Origin of the sequence: Dorea longicatena (assembly GCF_025150085.1) — a bacterium.
Classification (GTDB): domain Bacteria; phylum Bacillota; class Clostridia; order Lachnospirales; family Lachnospiraceae; genus Dorea_A; species Dorea_A longicatena.
This window is the reverse complement of record NZ_CP102280.1, coordinates 493,114-514,946: the sequence shown is the minus strand read 5'-3', so window position 1 is coordinate 514,946 and position 21,833 is coordinate 493,114. Positions and strand designations below refer to the sequence as shown.

Here is a 21,833-nt window from a genome sequence, read left to right as displayed (position 1 = left end):
TCTGTAAACCTTTTCCGAATTAGTTTACATAAAGTTTAATATATCTTTAACCTGCCAAAAGAAACCTAAAATTTGCTTTATAATGAATTTTGTTGTATAATAAATAAGCATTCGCGAAAAGGGAAAGGATATGTTTATGATAAGTATGAAAAAGAAACGAGCATTACGATCGGCTTTGGCAATTACCATCTGTACCGTAACAATTGCTTCTGTTAGTACTCCGGTATATTCAGCACCTTCGACAGATGAATTGGAAAATACCACCTCTGATCTCAAAGGTGAGTTAAACGATTTAAACGGCCAGTTATCTTCTTTAAGTAAAGAGCTGGACACTGCTTCCAGTCAGGTAGAGGATCTGGCTGCCAAAGTAGAAAAATCAAAACTGGATCTAGCTTCTGCCCAGCTTGATGAGGAAGCTCAGTATGATTCCATGAAAGATCGTATCAAATTCATGTATGAAGGCGGCGGAGCATCTCTGGTTCAGATTCTGCTCACTTCCGAAAATATGGGAGATTTTCTGAATAAAGCTGAATATGTTGCAACTATCAGTAAGTATGACCGCTCTATGCTGGAAGAATTACAGCAGGTTCGTGCTAATGTAGAAAAGAAACAGAAAGATCTGGAAGAACAGCAAAGCAAACTTTCCGGACTTCAGGAAACATTGACAAGCAAACGTGATGAACTGAATTCAAAGATTTCATCCACTTCCGGAGAACTGGCAAATTATCAGGCACAGTTGGATCGTGCCAAAGCTGCCGAGGAAGCATTAAAGCTTGCACAGAATGATAAAATATCTGGCTCTGTAAAATCAGAAGCCTCAAAACCAAGTAACTCAACCAATACTACGAATAACGCGAATAAAACAAATTCAACAACAAACGGTTCGACTAATCAAAATAAAAATAACACCACTAATAATACCGGCAACAATACTACCAACACAGGTAACAACACCAATGTATCTACAACGGATGTCGCATTATTAGCGGCAATCCTTCAATGTGAGGCAGGTAGTTATGATGGAATGCTTGCTGTTGCAACTGTTATCATGAACCGCGTAGCAAGCCCGGCTTATCCGAATACTCTGCGTGCTGTTATATACCAGTCAGGACAATTCGCTCCAACCTGGAACGGTTCATTGAATAAAGTACTGAGTAAAGGTGCTTCATCCACCGCTTATTCTGTAGCTCGGGCTGCACTTGGTGGTGCAAGACATTCTGCAGTTATCAATTGTCTGCAGTTCAGATCCGCGTCAACCGGTGTATCCGGAATCAACATTGGTGGAAATGTATTTTTCTAATTTTATTTAGTAGCTGACATTGTCTCCTGCATACTATGGTATAAAAAATAAGCCTCATTTTGAGGCTTATTTTTTATACCATAGTACACGGTAGAAATTAGCGGCAACACCTTTCCTGTATTAATATCATCTATTCATACTCCATAACATCGATCCATTTCATCAAGAAGTCTTTTTCCAGACGGATATCTTTCCCAAGCTCTGCAGCAGCTACGATTGGCAGCCATTGTTCTACATACTGTCTTGCTGTGTCACTCTTCTTGCAGAATAACTTAAGATAAAGATCTGCACTTTCCTGATCATGTAATGCAAATAACAGATATGTCATTGCAGCATCTGCACTTGCATTTCCCTGTGAAGCATGTGCCCAGTCGATCACTGTCATCTTTCCGTTCTTTTCAACAATCACATTACTCGGGTTAAAATCACCGTGACACAATTTCGTATGCTTCGGCATTCCTTCCAATCTGGTCAAAAGCTCATAACGTTCTGTTGCATCCAAATCTTTCAGACTTCTTATCTCATCTGCCAGTTTGTCTTTTAATTTCGGTAATGTTGTGGCCGTTTTGCTCTGTACTTTAAGCTGAAGATCTACAAAATCTGACATGTATTTTTCAAGATTGGCACGGTCAACTTTCATCATCTCTTCCAAAGTTTTTCCTTCTCTGTTCTCAATGAGCAGTGCCCATTCTCCATTAATCTGAGTTACCTCTTTTAATTTTGGAATATCCAATCCTGTTTCTTCAACTTTCACTGTATTCAATGCTTCATTAAATACCGCTGACTTCGGATGATCTGTTGCAAATATTTTAACAATACCTTCCTCTGTCTTATAAACTGATTTATAAGGTCTCTCTACGATTAAATTTTTCTTCTCAAGCTTCATACAGATTCCTCCTTTTTATTGAATCTTTGGCCCCTTCCTTCTTGTTATCTGTATTATATACCTTATTATCAGATTTTTAAATAGTTTTTTGATATTTTTTTCACTATTTTTTATCGTATATATTTATTGTTATTTTTTTAACATTATTATCCGTCTATTCTCCCAAGTAACAGATCCGATTCTGAAAATCATTCTACTCGAAACATCCCTTTACATTTTCCATCTTTCTTTGCATAAGAAAAAGTGCAACGTTGAACGCTGCACTTTTTCTATGCTAAATACATTATCCGATTTGCAAACAAAAACTCTTGGATATTATATTTTTGCCTGTTTTATTTTCCATAATAGCATTTCAGGTAGATTTCTTTCATCTCACTCATAAGTGGATATCTTGGGTTAGCTCCTGTACACTGGTCGTTGAATGCCTGCTCTGTCATATCATCCAATGTATCCAGGAAGTATTTCTCATCTACACCGTAATCTTTGATTGTCTTCTTAATGCCAATCTTCTCTTTGAGTTCTTCCAGTTTAGCGATGAAGTTCTCAAATACTTCTTCATCTGTCTTACCTTTGCATCCTGCAAAACGTCCTAATTCTGCGTATCTTGCAAGTGCATGTGGATACTGATACTGAGAGAATGTTCCCATTCTTGTAGGTACTTCTGCAGCATTGTAACGCATTACATCTGTCAGGATTACAGCGTTAGCAATACCGTGTGGCAGGTGATGGAATGCACCAAGTTTGTGAGCCATAGAGTGGTTCAGTCCAAGGAATGCATTTGCGAATGCCATACCAGCCATGCATGAAGCGTTAGCCATCTTCTCTCTTGCGATTGGATCATTAGCACCATTCTCATATGCAGATGGTAAGTAATCAAATACTGCTTTTACTGCCTTCATAGCAAGACCATCTGTAAAGTCTGTAGCCATGATAGATACATATGCTTCGATTGCATGTGTCATTACGTCGATACCAGATGCACTTGTCAGTCCCTTAGGTGCTGTCATTGCATTGTCAACATCTACGATAGCCATGTTTGGCATTAATTCGTAGTCTGTGATAGGCCATTTTACTCCTGTATCAGCATCTGTGATGATTGCGAATGGAGTTACTTCTGAACCTGTTCCTGAAGATGTTGGGATAGCTATAAAGTAAGCTTTCTCTCCCATCTTAGGGAATGTGTATACTCTCTTACGGATATCCATGAAGTCCATAGCCATATCTTCGAATTTTGCTTCCGGATGCTCATACATTAACCACATAATCTTTCCGGCATCCATTGCGGATCCACCACCAAGAGCGATGATCGTATCTGGCTCAAATGCTCTGATCTGTTCTACACCTCTTCTAGCGCACTGCAGAGTTGGGTCTGGAGCAACTTCAAAGAAGCATGTATGCTGGATTCCCATCTGATCTAATTTATCTTCGATCGGTTTTACATAACCATTCTTGTACAGGAAACTGTCTGTTACGATGAACGCTTTCTTCTTATGCATTACAGTTCCGAGTTCATCTAATGCTACAGGCATGCAGCCTTTCTTAAAGTATACTTTCTCAGGTGTTCTAAACCACAGCATGTTTTCTCTCCTCTCTGCAACTGTCTTGATATTGATCAGGTGTTTCACACCTACGTTCTCAGATACAGAGTTTCCTCCCCAAGAACCACATCCAAGTGTAAGAGATGGAGCAAGTCCGAAGTTGTAAAGGTCTCCGATACCACCCTGTGATGAAGGTGTATTGATCAGGATACGGCAAGTCTTCATAGCCTGCTGATGTTTCTCAATCTTTTCTGTCTGTGATGGGTGGATGTAAAGTGATGATGTATGTCCGTATCCACCATCTGCAACAAGCTGCTCAGCTTTTGCAAGAGCCTCATCAAATGTCTTAGCTCTGTACATTGCAAGTACAGGAGATAATTTCTCATGTGCGAATTCTTCCGAAATATCAACAGATTCTACTTCACCGATCAGGATCTTTGTAGCCTTCGGTACTTCAACACCTGCTAACTTAGCGATCTCATATGCTGATTTTCCAGGAATCTTATTATTTAATGCTCCGTTGATGATGATTGTCTTACGAACTTTATCAAGTTCTTCTCCCTTCTTGAGGAAGTAGCATCCACGGTATGCAAATTCTTTCTTAACTTCATCATAAATGCTGTCCAGTACAGTTACTGACTGTTCAGAAGCACAGATCATACCATTATCAAATGTCTTAGAATGGATGATGGAGTTAACTGCCATCTTGATATCTGCTGAATCATCGATGATAACAGGTGTGTTACCAGGTCCAACACCAAGTGCCGGTTTTCCTGAAGAGTATGCAGATTTAACCATTCCAGGACCACCTGTTGCAAGGATCTCATCTGAATCTCTCATAACTGTTGTTGTCAGCTCTAATGACGGAACATCGATCCATCCGATGATTCCTTCCGGTGCTCCGGCTTTTACTGCTGCATCAAGAACAACTTTTGCTGCTGCAATTGTACATGCCTTTGCTGCCGGATGTGGGCTGATGATGATTGCATTTCTTGTTTTCAAACAGATTAATGTTTTGAAGATTGCTGTTGATGTCGGGTTTGTAGTTGGGATAACCGCTGCTACCAGACCAACTGGTTCTGCAATCTTTTTAATTCCGTACGCTTTGTCTTCTTCGATCACGCCGCATGTCTTATCGTTTTTGTACTTATTGTAAATGTACTCTGCTGCGTAATGGTTTTTGATGATTTTATCTTCTACAAGACCACGTCCTGTCTCTTCTACTGCCATCTTAGCAAGCGGGATACGCATCTTATTTGCTGCCATCGCTGCTTCGAAAAAGATTTTGTCTACCTGTTCCTGTGTGTAAGTAGCAAATTTTTTCTGAGCTTCTCTCATTGCTTTCATCTTAGCTTCGAGAGCTTCTACATTATCAATAATCTCTGGTACTGCGTTTTCTTTTTTCTTTGTCGCCATGTTGATTATCCTCCTGTGAGTTTTTGTTTGTTTCGATGGTCTTAGTATAACCGTTTGTTAATTCTTTGTCAATAACATTTTGATATTTTTTTCACATATTTGATATTTTTTTAACATGTAGCTTTTTCACCTTAAAAACCTTCCAGTTTATGCTCTGTATGCAGTAACATGTGTGATTTTGGTGAATTAGGTTTTACAAAGTATTCCTCATACATTTTCTGAACGTCCTGATTTTCATGTGAGAACCGACGTTTTGCATTTTTATCCAGACTGTAAAGCTTCTGTCCTCTTTCATAAGCAAGTTCTCTTCCGTCATGAATTGGCTGTCCTCCACCGCCTACGCATCCTCCCGGACAAGCCATTACCTCTACGAAGTCATAATGAACTTCTCCTTTATTGATGCGATCCAGAAGAGCTCTTGCATTCCCAAGTCCGCTGACTGCTGCAGTTCTAACTGTTACATTATCGATCTGGAAATTTGCTTCCTGTATTCCCTGATTTTGATTAAATCCGGTACTTCTTACAGCTTTAAATGCATCTTCCGGTGGATTCTCACCTTTAAGCAGATAGTATGCAGTTCGAAGAGCTGCCTCCATTACACCTCCTGTTGCTCCGAAAATTACACCTGCTCCTGTTCCATCCTGCATTGGCCGGTCACTGTCAATATCTGCAAGTGTATCCGGACTGATATGCGCTGATTTGATCATCTTTGTCAGTTCTCTTGTCGTAATAACTGCATCGATATCATGTCCCGCATATTCCTGATAGAACAGTTCCATCTCCTTTTCCCCTTTTTTTGCCACACATGGCATTACAGATACTGTGTAGATCTTCTCAGGTGATACCCCAAGCTTCTCTGCAAAGTAAGTTTTCATCACGGCTCCGAACATCTGCTGTGGTGATTTTGCCGTTGAAAGCTGTCTCACCAGATGAGGATACTGTGATTTGATAAATCTAAGCCATCCCGGACAGCATGAAGTAAACATCGGACGCTCTTTTAATTCCCCTGCAGTAAATCTGTGCAAAAATTCCGTTCCTTCTTCCATGATTGTCAAGTCAGCTGAAAATGTTGTGTCGAATGCATAATCGACTCCCATTCTCTTCAAAGCATCAAGGATCTTTCCGACAGTTGCTTCCTTATCAGAAAGTCCAAATTCCTCGCCCCATGCTGTTCTTACAGCTGGAGCCACCTGTGCAACTACGATCTTATCCGGATCTGCAATTGCATCCCATACATCTTCTGTATCATCTCTTGCCCGTAATGCTCCCACCGGACAATGCGTAATACACTGCCCGCATAATGCGCATGAAGCTTCCTCTATCGTTCTGTGTCCGGCTACATTAATCGTTGTTCTTGATCCTGTTCCTTCTACATCCCATACACCAAGGCTCTGTACTTTTTCACAAACCTGTACGCACCGCATACATTTAATACATTTTGAAGAATCCCTGATCAGAGGAAATTCCTTGTTCCACGGTTGTCTTTCAATTTCCATCTTAAATGGAATCTCTATAATATTCAGATCATTGGCAACTGTCTGAAGACTGCAGTTGCCACTTCTCGAACAAGTTACACATTCACAGTCATGCTGTGAAAGGATCAGTTCTACTGTCGTTCTTCTGTGCCTTCTTACCTTTGGACTGTTCGTATGAATGACCATTCCCTCTTTTGCAACATTATTGCAGGAGGTGATCAGCTTCTCTTTTCCCTCCAGTTCTACTACACAGACACGACAGGCCGCAATTTCATTGATTCCTTTTAAATAACAAAGTTTCGGAATAGGAATCCCATTCTGGGCTGCAGCTTCCATGATCGTGGTATTTTCTTTTACTGTTATCTTTCTTCCGTCAATTGTAAGATTTACCATAATGTCTCTCTGCCTCCCTTAAATATACCGTATCCGAAATGATCACAGCGAAGACATCTGCTTGCCTCCTGTTTTGCTTCTTTTTCTGTCATGCAGTTTTCAACTGCTTCGAAATCACAGACTCTTTCACATGCTTCTCTTTCTGTAAGATTCACTCTTCCGCAAGGTGTACGGTCATCCAGATGTGCCTCCGGGATTTCAACATCGCAGGAAATTTCATGATGATATCCAAGATACTCATCAATGTTGGCTGCAACAACCTTTGCGGCCGCGATTGCTTTGATAACCGAAGCCGGTCCGCTTGCACAATCCCCTCCTGCAAATACTCCAGGAAGATTCTCAAATGCTCCCGTACTTTTAGTAATGATCTTACCACGTTCAACCGGGATACCCGCCTGTTCGAAGTGATGTGTCTCAATATTCTGTCCAATTGCTACGATTAATACATCGCATGGTATGTAAATATCTTCTTCACCTGTAGGTTTGATACTTGCTCTTCCATCTCTGATCGAGCTTACCATCTGAGGTGTCACATAGATACCTTTTACATGATGATTCTCGTCTACATCTATAGATGCCGGTGCTTTCAGCGTCTGTAATTCTATGCCTTCCGCAACTGCTCCTTCGATTTCTCCAGGAAGTGCCGTCATGTCTGCTACTCTTCGTCTATAGACAATACTTACCTTCTTTGCACCCAGACGTTTTGCTGTACGGACCGCATCCATTGATACGTTACCTCCACCAATAACAACCACTTCTTTTCCTGTCAGATCTATAATCTGGTTTTTTCCTACATTACGTAAGAACTGCACTGCGGAAATGATTCCGTCTGCATCTTCATTCTCTAATCCTAATTTTTTATCTGTACTTGCTCCGATCGTAATCAGAACAACATCATACTGTTGTCTTAATTCCTGGATCGTAATATCCTGTCCGATCTTCAGACCATTCTTCACCTGTACACCTGTCTTCAGGATTGCTCGGATATCATCGTCCAGTCTTTCTTTTGGAAGTCTGTAGTTCGGGATACCATAACGAAGCATTCCGCCCAATTCCGGCAGCATCTCATATACGGTTGTCTGATGTCCCATTAACTGCAGATAATATGCTGCACTTAATCCTCCAGGTCCGCCGCCAAGGATTGCGATCTTCTTACCTGTACTTGGTGCGCACTGCGGAGGATCTACTTCTCCTGCAAAATCTGCTGCTACACGCTTCAATCCACGGATATTAATAGAATCATCTACCATGTTTCTTCTACATCTTGCTTCACATGGATGTTCACAGATGAATCCACATGTGGTCGGGAATGGATTATCCTTTCTTAACAGTCGGATTGCATCCGCATATCGTCCTTCCCCTACCAGTGCGATATATCCAGGAATATCTACATGTGCCGGGCATAAAGATACACATGGTACAGGCTGATTATATGTACAGGTACATCTTCCGTTCTGAATATGTTCAATATAATCATCACGATAACCGATCAATCCTTTATATACCATGTTCGCTGCTTCATAACCAATCGCGCAGTCTGCAGATTCCATAATAGAAAGTGCTGTCTGTTCCATGATATCTAATGTCTTCATTGTCGCTTTTCCATCCAGTACTTCACGGATGAAATTATTAAGCTGTCCTAATCCTATACGGCAAGGCACACATTTTCCGCATGTCTGTGCATGACATAACTCAAGAAATGCTCTTGCCATATCTACTGGACATAACCCCGGTGGACTCGATTCAATTCTTCTTTCCAGATCTTTATAGAGGCCTTCCATTACGATCTTTGCTCTTTTTGGAGAGGCAATTTCCAGTCTGCTCATTCTTTATCCCTACCTTCCATTTCATTTATCAATTTATAGTCCAAATAAATTGTAATTATCAGTCTTTTGAACAATGTAATATTAACTGCGTTGACGATATTATATCATTTATTTGATAATTTGTAATCATATTTGTTAATAGTAGTAAATTTAACGCTATAGTCAGATTTTTAACAAATCTTGAATATTATTCCGTACAAAAAAAATATATTATATATGCAAACTGTTCCGTTCACTTCGTTCAAAGCCACTGTTTGCATATATAATATATTTTTTTCTGGTTTCAATATCGAATTTTATAAAAAAAAGAGGAACCCCTTTTGGTAGTTCCCCCCTCTTTATAAAATTGACTTCTAACTATACAAGTTCGATCAGAACTTCCATAGCTGCATCACCTTTACGCTGACCGATCTTTACGATTCTTGTGTATCCACCGTTACGATCTGCATACTTAGGAGCAATCTCATCGAATAATTTAGCTACGAGATCAACTTCTTTTGTATTTTTCTTCTTTCCAGCCTGTGCAGTTGGAACTTCCTTTACAGGATAAAGAACCTTCAGCATCTGACGACGAGCATGCAGTCTGCTTGGCATATCCTTTTTGATTGTTTTATCAACTTCGTCATATACAGTAACTTTCTTACCATCTACAACTTCTTTTACTCTCTTGCCATCTTTGTCTTTGCGGGCAACTTTAGCTTTTACAGTAACTTCTTCGAAGTTATCTTTTTCTTTAACAGCTAATGCGATAAGACCTTCAGCGATCTTGCGGATCTCTTTAGCCTTAGCTTCTGTTGTAACGATCTTTCCGTTATTCAGAAGTGCTGTTACCTGGTTTCTTAATAATGCTTTTCTCTGGCTTGATGTTCTGCCAAGTTTTCTATATTTTGCCATTTTAAATATCCTCCATTATAACACTTGGTTATGCTTCTTCGGGCTTACTAGCCAAATGCTCTGCCATGCACTTTCGGGCTTACTGACAGATTATTCTTCACCTTTACTCAGGCTTAAGCCTAACTCATCTAATTTTGCAAGTACTTCTTCCAGAGACTTACGTCCAAGGTTACGTACTTTCATCATGTCTTCCGGTGTTCTGTTTGTCAGTTCTTCAACTGTATTGATGCCAGCTCTCTTCAGACAGTTGTATGAACGAACAGAAAGTTCAAGTTCATCAATGCTCATCTCAAGAACTTTTTCTTTTTCATCGTCTTCTTTCTCGATCATAACTTCTGCAGCCTGAGCCACTTCTGACAGGTCGATAAAGAGTTTCAGATGTTCGCTAAGTACCTTTGCAGCCAAACTTACAGCTTCGTCCGGAAGCAGTGTGCCGTTTGTGTATACATCCAATGTAAGCTTATCAAAGTCTGTAATCTGTCCGACACGGGTATTCTCTACTGTAAGGTTCACTCGTTCCACTGGAGTGTAGATAGAATCAATTGGAATCACTGCGATTGGCAGTTCGTCATTTTTATTCTTATCGGCACTCACGTAGCCTCTTCCATTTGTAATGGTAAGTTCCATATACAATTTGCTGTCTGCACCACCGTTTAATGTAGCGATTACAGTTTCCGGATTCATGATTTCAATATCCTGATCCACCTGAATATCAGCTGCTGTTACAACGCCTTCGCCTTCAAACTCGATATAAGCTGTCTTAGGCTCATCAGATTCAGATGTGTTTTTGATTGCCAGAGATTTCAAGTTCATGATAATCTCAGTGACATCTTCCTTAACACCCGGAATAGAACTGAACTCATGAAGAACACCGTCAATCTTAACCTGGCTGATTGCTGAACCAGGTAAAGATGAAAGCATAATTCTTCTAAGAGAATTACCTAATGTTGTACCATAACCTCTTTCAAGAGGTTCTACAACGAATCTACCATATTTCTTATCATCTGAAATATCAGTTATTTCAATATTGGGTTTATTAAAATCAAACACTAAGTCCACCTCCTGTGGGTTACGGTTTATTATTTAGAATATAACTCGACGATTAACATCTCATCTACAGGAACATCGATTGCTTCACGTTTTGGAAGTTCTTTTACTGTTCCTTTCAGGTTTTCCAGATCAGCTTCTAACCATTCTGGAACAAGACGTCCGCCTGTAACCTCAACGATCTCTTTGTATCTTGGTGAGCTCTTCTTAGCTTCTTTGATTTCTACAACATCTCCAGCCTTTACAAGGTATGAAGGGATGTTGATCTGTTTTCCGTTTACAAGTACGTGCTTGTGGTCAACGATCTGTCTTGCTTCACGTCTTGTTCTAGCAAGTCCAAGACGGAATACAACGTTGTCAAGTCTTGACTCTAAGAGTACCATCAGGTTTTCACCTGTCATACCATTCATCTTAGATGCTTTCTTGAAGTAGTTCAGGAAAGGTTTCTCTAATACACCATAGATGAATTTAGCTTTCTGTTTCTCACGTAACTGGAGACCATACTCGCTCATTTTTCTATTCGCTCTTTTTAACTGTCTGTTAGACTTTTTATCAATTCCTAAATAAACTGGATCCATTCCGAGGGATCTACATCTTTTAAGAACCGGAACTCTATTTACTGCCATGTTTTTGTTTTCCTCCTATATAATTCGGACACATACAATCCGTTAACGTAGTGAATAATAATAGTACTAGACTCTTCTGCGTTTTGGTGGACGGCAACCATTGTGTGGTACTGGTGTAACGTCTCTGATGCTTGTTACATCGATTCCGCATGCCTGCAGGGCACGAATTGCTGCTTCTCTACCTGAACCTGGTCCTTTAACCATTACGTCAACTGATTTTAAACCATGTACTAATGCTGCTTTAGCTGCTGTTTCAGCTGCCATCTGAGCTGCATAAGGGGTAGATTTTCTTGAACCTCTGAATCCGAGACCGCCTGCACTTGCCCATGACAGAGCATTTCCCTGTGCATCTGTTAATGTTACGATTGTGTTATTAAAAGATGACTGGATGTGAGCCTGTCCGTGTTCAACGTTTTTCTTGACACGTTTCTTTGTCACTTTTTTTGTAACTTTCTTTGCCATAATAAAACTAACCTACTCTTTCCTTAAATAAATTATTTCTTCTTGTTTGCTACTGTTCTCTTAGGACCTTTTCTAGTTCTAGCATTTGTCTTAGTCTTCTGACCACGAACTGGAAGTCCTTTTCTGTGACGGATTCCTCTATAACATCCGATTTCCTGTAATCTCTTAATGTTGAGGGCGATTTCTCTACGAAGATCACCTTCTACTGTCTGAGTCTCATCGATTACAGCACTGATTTTCTTTACATCGTCGTCTGTAAGATCTCTACAACGAATATCAGGATTAACTCCTGCTTCTGTTAAGATACGAGTTGCACTTGTTCTACCGATTCCGTAGATATAAGTTAATCCGATCTCAACACGTTTGTCTCTTGGTAAGTCTACACCTGCTATACGAGCCATGTGAATTTCCTCCATTTTCTTTCATTGTTAATTGTCTTTAATAGGGGACATGATTTTGTCCCAGGCATGTTCGGTATCATGCCCTTTCCGGCCACCGCTCATGTTATGGAAACTATGCGGTAATGACGAGCCGGCATTAGAAGCAATATACGAGGATCGTCACCGGTCTTTCGGGTGCGCCTTGTATATTTGAAATAGTATCCACACCGCCTGGCGTGTCCACTATCAGCCGCCTAAATACATCAAACATTGCTCAGAATTAACCCTGACGCTGTTTGTGCTTTGGATTTTCGCAGATAATGCGAACGCTTCCTTTTCTTTTAATTACTTTGCATTTTTCGCAAATTGGTTTTACTGATGATCTAACCTTCACGGGGATCCTCCTTTCATCCATTGCTATGCCTTTGTTGCTACACTGCTTTCTGTTGAAATCGCAACTCAGAGATTCCAGCGCATAAATACACCTAGAAAACGTGCTTATATAGTATAGCATTTATTTGCAAGATAAGTCAATAGTTTTTTGACTTATTTTTACACATTTTTGTTAGAATTCTTATTTATCTCTCCAGATGATTCTTCCTTTTGAAAGATCGTATGGTGACAGCTCTAATGTTACTTTATCTCCCGGCAGGATCTTGATAAAGTTCATTCTCAGCTTTCCGCTGATGTGAGCTAATACCTGATGTCCATTCTCAAGTTCTACCTGAAACATTGCGTTTGGCAGTTTTTCTACTACAGTTCCTTCAATTTCAATAACGTCAGCCTTTGACATTCTATCTTCCTCCTACTTCTCTTCTTTCATCCAATCCTTAATTAACTTTCTTATGCCTGCATCATCAAGTTCTTTCATATTATATATTCCGTGAACAATCTGTACATGCTTTTTCTTCTTTTTCTTCGGATGGCCGAGTGTTCTGATGCGGCCATCCACCAGATATACATATGTATCATCCACTTCTTTTATGATATACATCTGTGCTTTATCATGTCCGGCTTTTGATCTTGCAAGCATTCCTGCTTCATACATCACCATATCTGTTTCCTCTTATTATATCCGTCTATTCATTGTCACAGGTTAAGGACAGAATTCTAGGTTCGCCTTCGGTGATCAGTATCGTGTTCTCATAATGTGCCGATAAAGAACCGTCTCTTGTTACAACTGTCCAGTCATCATCCAGCCAGTCAACTTCGTAAGTTCCTATATTGATCATCGGCTCGATGGCAAGTGTCATACCGGGTCTTAATTTTACACCCTTGCGTCCCACTTCATAATTCGGGATTTCCGGTGCCTCATGAAGCGCTGTTCCGATTCCATGTCCACAAAGATCTCTTACAACACCATAACCTCTTTCTTCGGCATATCTGCCGATCGCACCGGATATATCAAATAGATGATTCCCTGCTTTGGCATATTTTATACCCTCAAAAAAGCATTCTTTTGTAACCTGGATCAGTTTTTTCGCTTCTTCACTGACTTCACCGACCGCATGTGTTCTTGCTGCATCCGAATGATACCCCTTATAGATTACCCCGGCATCCAGACTGACAATATCACCTTCATGAATGATTCTGTGTTTATCCGGAATTCCATGAACAACTTCCTGGTTCACCGATACACAGATCGATGCAGGGTATCCATTGTAATTCAGGAAAGAAGGAATACATCCATAGCTTCTGATGATTTTCTCCCCCAGTGTATCAATATCCTTGGTACTCATTCCCGGGTGAAGTGCTTTTTCCAGTTCATTATGTACACGTTCGAGTATCTTTCCGGCTTCCGCCATCAATTCGATTTCTCTTTCAGATTTAATCGTGATTGCCATAGTCTTATGCTCCAAGTATCTCTACAATTGCTGCAAATACATCATTGATGTCAACCGTTCCGTCTACTGTCTTTAAAATACCTGCTTTAGTATAATAATCGATCAAAGGCTGTGTCTGCTCATGATATACATTCAGTCTCTTCTGTACTGTCTCCGGTTTGTCATCGTCTCTTAAAATAAGCTCTTTTCCGCATACATCACAGATTCCTTCTGTCTTGGTCGGTGCATATACCAGATGATAAGTTGCTCCACATCCTACGCATGCACGGCGTCCACCCATGCGCTTTACAATATTCTCATCCGGAACATTCACATCAATTGCATAATCAATCTTGTCTCCGAATTCTGCCAGAGCCTTATCCAGAGCCTCTGCCTGTGGAATTGTTCTCGGGAAACCATCCAGAACATAACCATTCTTACAATCATCCTGCTGTACACGATCTACTACCAGATCTACTACCAGTTCATCCGGAACTAACAGTCCCTGATCCATGTATGTTTTTGCCTTATTTCCCAGTTCTGTTCCGTTTTTAATATTCGCTCTGAAGATATCTCCTGTGGAAATGTGTGGAATATCATATTTCGCTGCAATCTTTTTTGCCTGGGTTCCTTTGCCCGCTCCAGGGGCACCTAACATAATAATTTTCATTGGCAGTTCCTCCTTATAGCATTTTAACCCGCGAAAAAAATCTTCCCGCGAGTCAAAATATTAGCTATTTAAAAATCCCTTGTATGTTCTTACAAGCGTCATTGAATCAATTTGTTTAAGTGTTTCCAATATTACACTGACAATAATGATCAGAGAAGTACCGCCAAAGGATACTTTTGCTCCAAGCCATCCATTAAATAATATCGGAACAATCTGTACCAGAATCAATCCGCATGCACCAACAAAAATAATATAATTCAAGATTTTTGTCAAATATTCTACTGTTGGTCTTCCCGGACGAATTCCCGGTATGAATCCACCGCTCTTCTTCATATTATTTGCAATCTCCAATGGATTAAATGTAATTGAAGTGTAAAAATATGCGAAGAATACAGTCAGGACAATATATAATACCAGTCCCCAAGAGTATTTAATCTGTTCCGGATTGCACCAGTTACTCTGATTCAATCCTCGAAGTATCTCACTTCCGATTCCACTTCCGTTATCTTTTCCAAGGAATGATGCAATTACAATTGGAAATTGCATCAAAGATGATGAAAAGATAATCGGGATAACACCTGCAGTGTTAACCTTCAACGGAATGTTTGTAGACTGACCACCATAAGATCTTCTTCCAACTATTTTCTGGGAATACTGTACAGCAATTCTTCTTTCTCCATCCTGCAGGATTACGGTAAATACGACCAATGCAAGAATGATTGCAATGATTACACATACTGCAAGACAAGCGGAAGCAATCGCTTTTCCTTTCACGAACTGGTCAAATAACGTCTTCATATCACTCGGAATACGAGAGATAATGTTGATCACCAGGACAATAGAAATACCATTGCCCACACCTTTTTCTGTAATTCTCTCACCAATCCACATCAGAAAAGCTGATCCAGCCGTGAGTGTTAATACGACAATTGCTGCATTAACAAAATTATACTTCACCAGAAGTCCCTGACGTCCAAATCCGACCGCCATAGCTCCAGATTCAATTAAAGCAAGACCAACGGTAAGATATCTTGTAATAGCAACAATTTTCTTTCTTCCGGTCTCGCCGTCACGCTGCATTTCTTCCAACTGCGGAATTGCAATTGTAAGCAGCTGAACTATGATTGATGAAGTAATATAAGGTGTAATGCTTAAGGCAAATACAGACATTTGCTCAAAAGAGCCACCGGTGAAGGCGTTAAATAAATTGAACGCCTCTCCAGTGTTTTGAGCAAAGAAATTCTTAATATATTCACCATTTACGCCTGGTGTTGGCAACTGCGATCCAATTCGTATTACGATTAACATCAAAAATGTATATCCGATCTTTTTTCGAATATCTTTTATCTTGAATGCCTTTCGAAATGCTTCTAACATTAGATCACCTCTGCTTTTCCACCTAATGCCTCGATCTTAGCTACAGCACCTGCGCTGAATGCATCAGCCTGAACTGTAAGTTTCTTAGTAAGTTCGCCATTTCCAAGGATCTTAACTCCATCCTTTGGATTTGTAACGATACCCTGCTCGATTAATGTATCTACAGTTACAACTGTATCATTCTCAAATACTTCAAGAGCACTTACGTTGATACCAACGATTGTCTTAGTGTTTCTGTTAGTGAAACCTCTCTTTGGTATTCTTCTATATAATGGCATCTGACCACCTTCGAAACCAGGTCTTGTACCTCCTGAACGAGCTTTCTGACCTTTATGTCCCTTACCAGCTGTCTTACCATTTCCAGAACCGTGTCCACGTCCTCTTCTGAAATTATCACTCTGCTTTGATCCGTCAGCAGGTCTTAAGTTAGATAAATCCATTGTGACACCTCCTTATCCGAATAAATTAATTATACTTCTTCTACTTTTACCAGGTGAGAAACCTGTTTAACCATACCTCTTGTTGCTGCATTATCTGGAAGTACAACAGTTTTGTTCAGCTTCTTAAGTCCTAATGCTTCAACAGTTTTCTTATGCTTAGGTACAGCACCAATTGTAGATTTTACTAATGTGATTTTTAAATCTGCCATTTTGTTCTACCTCCTTAGCCAAAGATCTCTTCAACAGATTTACCGCGAAGCTTAGCTACTTCTTCTGGAGTTTTAATCTGGCGTAATCCTTCGATTGTAGCAAGTACTACATTCTGTTTGTTGTTAGAACCAAGAGATTTTGTACGAATGTTCTTGATTCCTGCCATCTCGATTACGGCACGCGCCGGACCACCGGCGATAACTCCAGTACCTTCTGGAGCCTTCTTAAGTAATACAGAAGCGCCTCCGAATTTACCGATATAATCATGTGTTACACTGTCATTTTCATCTAATGCTACAGAGATGAGATTCTTAGCTGCATCTTCTTTTCCTTTGCGGATTGCTTCCGGAATTTCTGTAGCTTTTCCTAAACCTGCACCAACATGGCCATTTCCGTCACCAACAACTACTAAAGCTGTGAATCTCATATTACGGCCACCCTTAACAACTTTGGTTACACGTTTAATTGATACTACTTTTTCGTTTAATTCTAATGAATTAGCATCAATACGTTCCTGTCTCATGTGTGCTCCTCCTTCTAGAAATTCAACCCAGCTTCTCTAGCTGCGTCTGCTAATGCCTGTACTTTACCCTGGTAAATAAATCCGCCTCTATCGAAGACAACGTCTTTAATACCTTTTTCAAGGGCCTTTTCTGCGATTACTTTTCCTAAATATGCTGCTGCATCAACGTTGTTAGTTTTCTCCAGGTTTGCTTTCACATCTTTCTGAAGAGTGGAAGCGGAAACCAGTGTATTTCCAACTGTATCGTCAATAATTTGAGCATACATATGATTATTACTTCTGAATACTGCTAAACGTGGGCACTCAGCTGTACCAGATAAACGGTTACGTAATTTTCTGTGCTTGTTTACGCGAACTTCACTTCTTGATTTTTTGCTAACCATTTTCACACTCTCCTTACTTATTTTTTACCAGTCTTACCAACTTTACGTCTGATAACTTCATCAGCATACTTAATACCTTTACCTTTGTAAGGCTCCGGTCTTCTCTTGTCTCTGATTTCAGCTGCGTACTGGCCAACTTTTTCTTTACTGAGTCCTTTAACGATGATCTTGTTCTGACCTTCAACTACTGTCTCAACGCCTTCAGGATCTTCCATCTCAACTGGATGAGAATAACCAAGGTTCAGTGTTAATTTGTTACCTGATTTTGCTGCTCTGTATCCAACACCATTAACTTCCAGAACCTTCTGGTATCCTTCTGTTACACCAATAACCATGTTATTGATCAGTGTTCTTGTAAGACCATGTAAAGATTTCATCTTCTTTAAGTCATTTGGTCTTGTTACAACGATTTCTTCGCCTTCCTGTTTGATTTCCATCTCTGTTGGAAGTGCTTTTTCAAGTGTTCCCTTTGGACCTTTAACAGTCACTACATTGTTCTCAGCGATCTCAACAGTTACGCCTGCCGGGATAGCGATTGGATGTCTTCCGATACGTGACATACCTTGTTCCTCCTTAACTTAGATTCTCGGAAAAGCTCTTATGGCTTCTCTGTTTTCAGTTTCTATATGGCAATCAGTTCAGGCTGTGCCTTACGGCACACCTTCACTAAGTTGCTCGCGGGTTTCTTACCAAATATAGCAGAGAACTTCTCCACCGACACCAAGCTTTCTGGCAGCTTTATCAGTGATTACACCCTGGTTTGTGGAAATGATTGCTGTTCCAAGTCCACCAAATACCTTAGGTACATTCTCGCTTGAAGCGTATACACGAAGACCTGGTTTAGAAATTCTCTTAAGGCCTGTGATAACTTTTTCGTTCTTATCAGCACCGTATTTCAGTGTGATGTGAATTGTTTTGAATACTCCGTCCTCGATAACGTCGTATTTTTCGATATATCCTTCATCTAACAAGATATTAGCGATAGCAAGCTTCATCTTGGATGCCGGAACATCTACAGTATCATGTTTAGCAGTATTTGCATTACGGATTCTTGTAAGCATATCTGCGATTGGATCACTCATTGTCATTGTTCTTTCCTCCTACCAACTTGCTTTCTTAACACCTGGAATCTGTCCTTTGTATGCTAACTCACGGAAGCAAACACGGCAGATACCATATTTTCTCAAATATGCATGTGGACGTCCACAGATTCTGCAACGATTGTATTCTCTTGTGGAGAATTTCTGCTTGCGCTGCTGTTTTACTTTCATTGCTGTCTTAGCCATAATTTACCTCCTTATTTTGTAAATGGCATGTTGAACTGAGTAAGCAGTTCGCGTGCCTCTTCATCTGTTTTAGCAGTAGTAACGAAGATGATATCCATACCTCTTACCTTATCTACTTTATCGTATTCGATTTCTGGGAAGATCAGCTGCTCTTTAATTCCGAGAGCGTAGTTACCTCTTCCGTCGAATGCGTTAGGATTTACACCTCTGAAGTCACGTACACGTGGGAGTGCAAGGTTAACCAGACGGTCAACGAATTCATACATCTTTTCTCCTCTTAATGTAACTTTACATCCAATCGGCATACCCTCTCTGATCTTAAAGTTAGCAACGGACTTCTTAGCTTTACAAACTACAGCCTTCTGACCTGTGATTTTCTCCATGTCAGCGATTGCAGCATCTAAAAGTTTTGCGTTATCTTTTGCTTCACCAACACCCATGTTGATAACAACTTTATCGAGTTTTGGTACTTCCATAATATTTTTATAACCGAACTTTTTGATCATTGCATCAATGATCTCGTTCTGGTACTGTTCTTTCAGTCTACTCAAAGCTTTGGACCTCCTTCCTCAAATTAATCAATCACTTCGCCTGTTGATTTAGCGTAACGTACTTTTTTGTCTCCGTCCATCTTGATACCAACTCTTGTAGCTGTTCCTTTGTGAACATACATTACGTTAGAGATATCGATAGGTCCTTCCTGACGAACGATTCCGCCTTCCTGGTTCTGAGCACTTGGTTTTGTGTGCTTTGTCAGCATATTTACGCCTTCAACGATAACCTTTCCAGTCTTCTGGTTAACAGCGATAACTTTGCCTTCTTTGTCTTTATCTTTACCGGCGATTACTTTAACTGTATCACCTTTTTTGATCTTTAACATTGACATCTTACGCGCACCTCCTTAAAGTACTTCCGGAGCCAGAGAAACAATTCTCATGAACTGTTTGTCACGAAGCTCTCTTGCTACTGGCCCGAAGATACGGGTTCCTCTTGGTGTCTTATCATCTTTTATAATTACAGCAGCATTTTCATCGAAACGGATGTAAGATCCATCTTTACGACGAGTACTGTTTACAGTACGAACAACTACAGCTTTAACTACGTCACCTTTTTTAACAACGCCGCCTGGTGTTGCATCTTTAACAGTCGCAACGATTACATCACCGATACTTGCATATCTTCTTGTTGAGCCGCCAAGTACACGGATACACAGTAACTCTTTCGCACCTGTGTTGTCTGCTACTTTAAGTCTGCTTTCTTGCTGTATCATGCAGGTTTCCCTCCTTATACTATTTCACTTTTTCCATAACTTCAACAAGTCTCCATCTCTTGTCTTTTGACAGAGGTCTTGTTTCCATAACTTTTACTTTGTCGCCGATATTGCACTCATTGTTTTCATCATGTGCTTTTAATTTATATGTCTTCTTTACAATTTTCTTGTAAAGTGGATGTTTTACATGATCTTCGATTGCTACAACGATAGTTTTATCCATCTTGTTGCTGACAACCTTACCAACTCTGGTTTTTCTAAGATTTCTTTCCACAGTCTGTAACTCCTTTCATTTTGTGAGTTTTCAGTTTCTACTGAGCTGCCTTTTCAGTGATTACTGTCTGAATTCTGGCAATATTTCTTCTTACTTCTTTAATTCTGCTTGTATTGTCCAACTGGTTTGTTGCGTTCTGGAATCTTAAATTGAAAAGTTCCTTTTTAGCAGCTACTAATTCTTCATTCAGCTCTGCAGCTGATTTTGTTTTTAAATCTTCAACAAATGCATTAATTTTCACTGTTATCACCGCCTTCTAAGTCTGCGCGAGAAACTACTTTACATTTACATGGCAGCTTGTGAGTTGCAAGACGAAGAGCCTCTTTAGCAACTTCTTCCGGTACACCTGCGATCTCGAAAAGAACGCGTCCCGGTTTAACAACAGCTACCCAGTATTCTAAGGTTCCTTTACCAGAACCCATACGTGTCTCAGCTGGTTTCGTAGTTACAGGTTTATCTGGGAATATCTTGATCCAAACTTTACCACCACGTTTGATGTAACGTGTCATAGCGATACGGGCTGCTTCGATCTGGTTAGAACGGATCCAGCAAGGTTCCGTTGCAACGATACCATATTCACCGTTTGTAATCTGGTTACCGCGAAGAGCTTTACCCTTCATGGTACCACGGAATTGTTTACGACGTTTTACTCTTTTTGGCATTAACATGATTATCTATCTCCTTCCTTAACTGTTTTCTCCGGAAGAACTTCGCCTTTGTAGATCCAAACTTTAACACCAACTTTTCCGTAAGTTGTGTTTGCTTCAGCGAATCCGTAGTCAATGTCTGCTCTCAGTGTCTGAAGAGGAATTGTTCCCTCGCTGTAGAACTCTGTACGAGCCATATCAGCTCCACCAAGACGTCCTGATACAGAAGTCTTAACACCAAGTGCTCCAGATTTCATAGTTCTTGACATGCATGATTTCATTGCACGTCTGAAAGAAATACGGTTCTCAAGCTGTAATGCGATGTTCTCAGCTACTAACTGAGCATCTTTATCCGGTCTCTTGATTTCTTTGATGTCAACGATTAACTTTTTATCTGTAAACTGTGCTAATTCACCTTTTACTTTCTCGATCTCTGCTCCGCCTTTACCGATTACAACACCAGGTTTTGCTGTGTAAACGATAATCTTTACGCGGTCAGATGCTCTCTCGATTTCAATTTTAGAAATACCAGCACTGTATAATCTCTTCTTAAGATATGTTCTGATTTCATGGTCTTCCACTAAGCAGTCTGCGAAATCTTTCTCTGCATACCATCTTGAGTCCCAGTCTTTGATAACTCCGACTCTCAAACCATGAGGATTAACTTTCTGTCCCATGTTTGCCCTC

Annotated in this window: 30 protein-coding genes; 1 reads left to right on the top strand and 29 read right to left on the bottom strand. The window is 40.2% G+C overall.

Annotated elements, in window-relative coordinates; all coding sequences use genetic code 11:
* The first annotated feature begins 145 nt into the window (after positions 1-145).
* Positions 146-1,300 (top strand): cell wall hydrolase, encoded by a 1,155-nt coding sequence (locus NQ508_RS02510; RefSeq protein WP_259828930.1) that lies wholly within the window; start codon positions 146-148, stop codon positions 1,298-1,300.
* Positions 1,301-1,430: 130 nt separating this feature from the next.
* Here the strand turns inward: NQ508_RS02510 and NQ508_RS02505 are convergent, their stop codons facing one another.
* The 29 genes from NQ508_RS02505 to rpsC all read right to left on the bottom strand — a co-directional run bounded on the left by NQ508_RS02505 (position 1,431) and on the right by rpsC (position 21,823).
* Positions 1,431-2,186, bottom strand: a complete 756-nt coding sequence (locus NQ508_RS02505) for a phosphotransferase family protein (RefSeq protein WP_006427414.1) — start codon at positions 2,184-2,186, stop codon at positions 1,431-1,433.
* A gap of 332 nt (positions 2,187-2,518) precedes the next feature.
* On the bottom strand, positions 2,519-5,146 hold the full coding sequence (gene adhE, locus NQ508_RS02500) for a bifunctional acetaldehyde-CoA/alcohol dehydrogenase (protein WP_256171881.1): 2,628 nt from the start codon (positions 5,144-5,146) through the stop codon (positions 2,519-2,521).
* 125 nt (positions 5,147-5,271) lie between these two features.
* Positions 5,272-7,008 (bottom strand): [FeFe] hydrogenase, group A, encoded by a 1,737-nt coding sequence (locus NQ508_RS02495; protein ID WP_006427412.1) that lies wholly within the window; start codon positions 7,006-7,008, stop codon positions 5,272-5,274.
* Positions 7,002-8,834: an NAD(P)-binding protein gene (locus NQ508_RS02490; protein WP_006427411.1), complete on the bottom strand. Its 1,833-nt coding sequence runs from the start codon at positions 8,832-8,834 to the stop codon at positions 7,002-7,004. The genes NQ508_RS02495 and NQ508_RS02490 overlap by 7 nt, the downstream gene beginning before the upstream one ends.
* Before the next feature lie 357 nt (positions 8,835-9,191).
* Positions 9,192-9,728, bottom strand: a complete 537-nt coding sequence (locus NQ508_RS02485; RefSeq protein ID WP_006427410.1) for a bL17 family ribosomal protein — start codon at positions 9,726-9,728, stop codon at positions 9,192-9,194.
* 90 nt (positions 9,729-9,818) lie between these two features.
* Positions 9,819-10,778 (bottom strand): DNA-directed RNA polymerase subunit alpha, encoded by a 960-nt coding sequence (locus NQ508_RS02480; protein ID WP_022415190.1) that lies wholly within the window; start codon positions 10,776-10,778, stop codon positions 9,819-9,821.
* A gap of 29 nt (positions 10,779-10,807) precedes the next feature.
* A complete protein-coding gene (rpsD, locus tag NQ508_RS02475; RefSeq protein ID WP_006427408.1) occupies positions 10,808-11,401 on the bottom strand; it encodes a 30S ribosomal protein S4 in 594 nt (197 codons plus the stop codon).
* 66 nt (positions 11,402-11,467) lie between these two features.
* Positions 11,468-11,863 (bottom strand): 30S ribosomal protein S11, encoded by a 396-nt coding sequence (gene rpsK, locus NQ508_RS02470; protein ID WP_005332330.1) that lies wholly within the window; start codon positions 11,861-11,863, stop codon positions 11,468-11,470.
* A 32-nt stretch (positions 11,864-11,895) separates the two neighbouring features.
* Positions 11,896-12,264, bottom strand: a complete 369-nt coding sequence (gene rpsM, locus NQ508_RS02465; protein WP_022415191.1) for a 30S ribosomal protein S13 — start codon at positions 12,262-12,264, stop codon at positions 11,896-11,898.
* A gap of 259 nt (positions 12,265-12,523) precedes the next feature.
* Positions 12,524-12,637, bottom strand: coding sequence for a 50S ribosomal protein L36 (rpmJ, locus tag NQ508_RS02460; RefSeq protein WP_005339020.1), 114 nt, complete (start codon positions 12,635-12,637; stop codon positions 12,524-12,526).
* A gap of 180 nt (positions 12,638-12,817) precedes the next feature.
* Positions 12,818-13,036: a translation initiation factor IF-1 gene (gene infA / locus NQ508_RS02455; RefSeq protein ID WP_004607275.1), complete on the bottom strand. Its 219-nt coding sequence runs from the start codon at positions 13,034-13,036 to the stop codon at positions 12,818-12,820.
* Positions 13,037-13,048: 12 nt separating this feature from the next.
* On the bottom strand, positions 13,049-13,297 hold the full coding sequence (locus NQ508_RS02450; RefSeq protein WP_006427406.1) for a KOW domain-containing RNA-binding protein: 249 nt from the start codon (positions 13,295-13,297) through the stop codon (positions 13,049-13,051).
* Between the two features lie 25 nt (positions 13,298-13,322).
* Positions 13,323-14,087, bottom strand: coding sequence for a type I methionyl aminopeptidase (map, locus tag NQ508_RS02445; RefSeq protein ID WP_006427405.1), 765 nt, complete (start codon positions 14,085-14,087; stop codon positions 13,323-13,325).
* Between the two features lie 4 nt (positions 14,088-14,091).
* The gene (locus tag NQ508_RS02440) at positions 14,092-14,736 is read right to left on the bottom strand and encodes an adenylate kinase (protein ID WP_022415192.1); all 645 of its coding nucleotides are present in this window, start codon (positions 14,734-14,736) and stop codon (positions 14,092-14,094) included.
* Between the two features lie 60 nt (positions 14,737-14,796).
* Complete coding sequence (gene secY / locus NQ508_RS02435) at positions 14,797-16,113, bottom strand: preprotein translocase subunit SecY (protein ID WP_006427403.1); 1,317 nt, start codon at positions 16,111-16,113, stop codon at positions 14,797-14,799.
* On the bottom strand, positions 16,113-16,553 hold the full coding sequence (gene rplO, locus NQ508_RS02430) for a 50S ribosomal protein L15 (protein WP_006427402.1): 441 nt from the start codon (positions 16,551-16,553) through the stop codon (positions 16,113-16,115). Before rplO ends, secY begins: the two co-directional genes overlap by 1 nt.
* A 29-nt stretch (positions 16,554-16,582) precedes the next feature.
* Positions 16,583-16,762, bottom strand: coding sequence for a 50S ribosomal protein L30 (rpmD, locus tag NQ508_RS02425; RefSeq protein WP_006427401.1), 180 nt, complete (start codon positions 16,760-16,762; stop codon positions 16,583-16,585).
* A gap of 14 nt (positions 16,763-16,776) precedes the next feature.
* The gene (rpsE, locus tag NQ508_RS02420; RefSeq protein ID WP_006427400.1) at positions 16,777-17,286 is read right to left on the bottom strand and encodes a 30S ribosomal protein S5; all 510 of its coding nucleotides are present in this window, start codon (positions 17,284-17,286) and stop codon (positions 16,777-16,779) included.
* Positions 17,287-17,300: 14 nt separating this feature from the next.
* Positions 17,301-17,669 (bottom strand): 50S ribosomal protein L18, encoded by a 369-nt coding sequence (rplR, locus tag NQ508_RS02415; protein WP_022415193.1) that lies wholly within the window; start codon positions 17,667-17,669, stop codon positions 17,301-17,303.
* Positions 17,670-17,686: 17 nt separating this feature from the next.
* Entirely contained in the window at positions 17,687-18,229 is a 543-nt protein-coding gene (gene rplF, locus NQ508_RS02410; protein ID WP_006427398.1) for a 50S ribosomal protein L6, read from the bottom strand.
* A gap of 126 nt (positions 18,230-18,355) precedes the next feature.
* Entirely contained in the window at positions 18,356-18,757 is a 402-nt protein-coding gene (rpsH, locus tag NQ508_RS02405) for a 30S ribosomal protein S8 (protein WP_006427397.1), read from the bottom strand.
* Between the two features lie 12 nt (positions 18,758-18,769).
* On the bottom strand, positions 18,770-18,955 hold the full coding sequence (locus NQ508_RS02400) for a type Z 30S ribosomal protein S14 (RefSeq protein WP_006427396.1): 186 nt from the start codon (positions 18,953-18,955) through the stop codon (positions 18,770-18,772).
* A gap of 11 nt (positions 18,956-18,966) precedes the next feature.
* Entirely contained in the window at positions 18,967-19,506 is a 540-nt protein-coding gene (gene rplE, locus NQ508_RS02395; RefSeq protein ID WP_022416485.1) for a 50S ribosomal protein L5, read from the bottom strand.
* 23 nt (positions 19,507-19,529) lie between these two features.
* On the bottom strand, positions 19,530-19,841 hold the full coding sequence (gene rplX, locus NQ508_RS02390; protein WP_022416484.1) for a 50S ribosomal protein L24: 312 nt from the start codon (positions 19,839-19,841) through the stop codon (positions 19,530-19,532).
* A 15-nt stretch (positions 19,842-19,856) separates the two neighbouring features.
* Positions 19,857-20,225, bottom strand: coding sequence for a 50S ribosomal protein L14 (rplN, locus tag NQ508_RS02385; RefSeq protein WP_006427393.1), 369 nt, complete (start codon positions 20,223-20,225; stop codon positions 19,857-19,859).
* A 19-nt stretch (positions 20,226-20,244) separates the two neighbouring features.
* Complete coding sequence (gene rpsQ, locus NQ508_RS02380; RefSeq protein ID WP_022416483.1) at positions 20,245-20,499, bottom strand: 30S ribosomal protein S17; 255 nt, start codon at positions 20,497-20,499, stop codon at positions 20,245-20,247.
* A gap of 37 nt (positions 20,500-20,536) precedes the next feature.
* Complete coding sequence (gene rpmC, locus NQ508_RS02375; protein WP_021860015.1) at positions 20,537-20,740, bottom strand: 50S ribosomal protein L29; 204 nt, start codon at positions 20,738-20,740, stop codon at positions 20,537-20,539.
* The gene (gene rplP, locus NQ508_RS02370) at positions 20,730-21,167 is read right to left on the bottom strand and encodes a 50S ribosomal protein L16 (RefSeq protein ID WP_006427390.1); all 438 of its coding nucleotides are present in this window, start codon (positions 21,165-21,167) and stop codon (positions 20,730-20,732) included. The genes rpmC and rplP overlap by 11 nt, the downstream gene beginning before the upstream one ends.
* A gap of 2 nt (positions 21,168-21,169) precedes the next feature.
* Positions 21,170-21,823 (bottom strand): 30S ribosomal protein S3, encoded by a 654-nt coding sequence (rpsC, locus tag NQ508_RS02365; protein ID WP_006427389.1) that lies wholly within the window; start codon positions 21,821-21,823, stop codon positions 21,170-21,172.
* Positions 21,824-21,833: the final 10 nt, after the last annotated feature.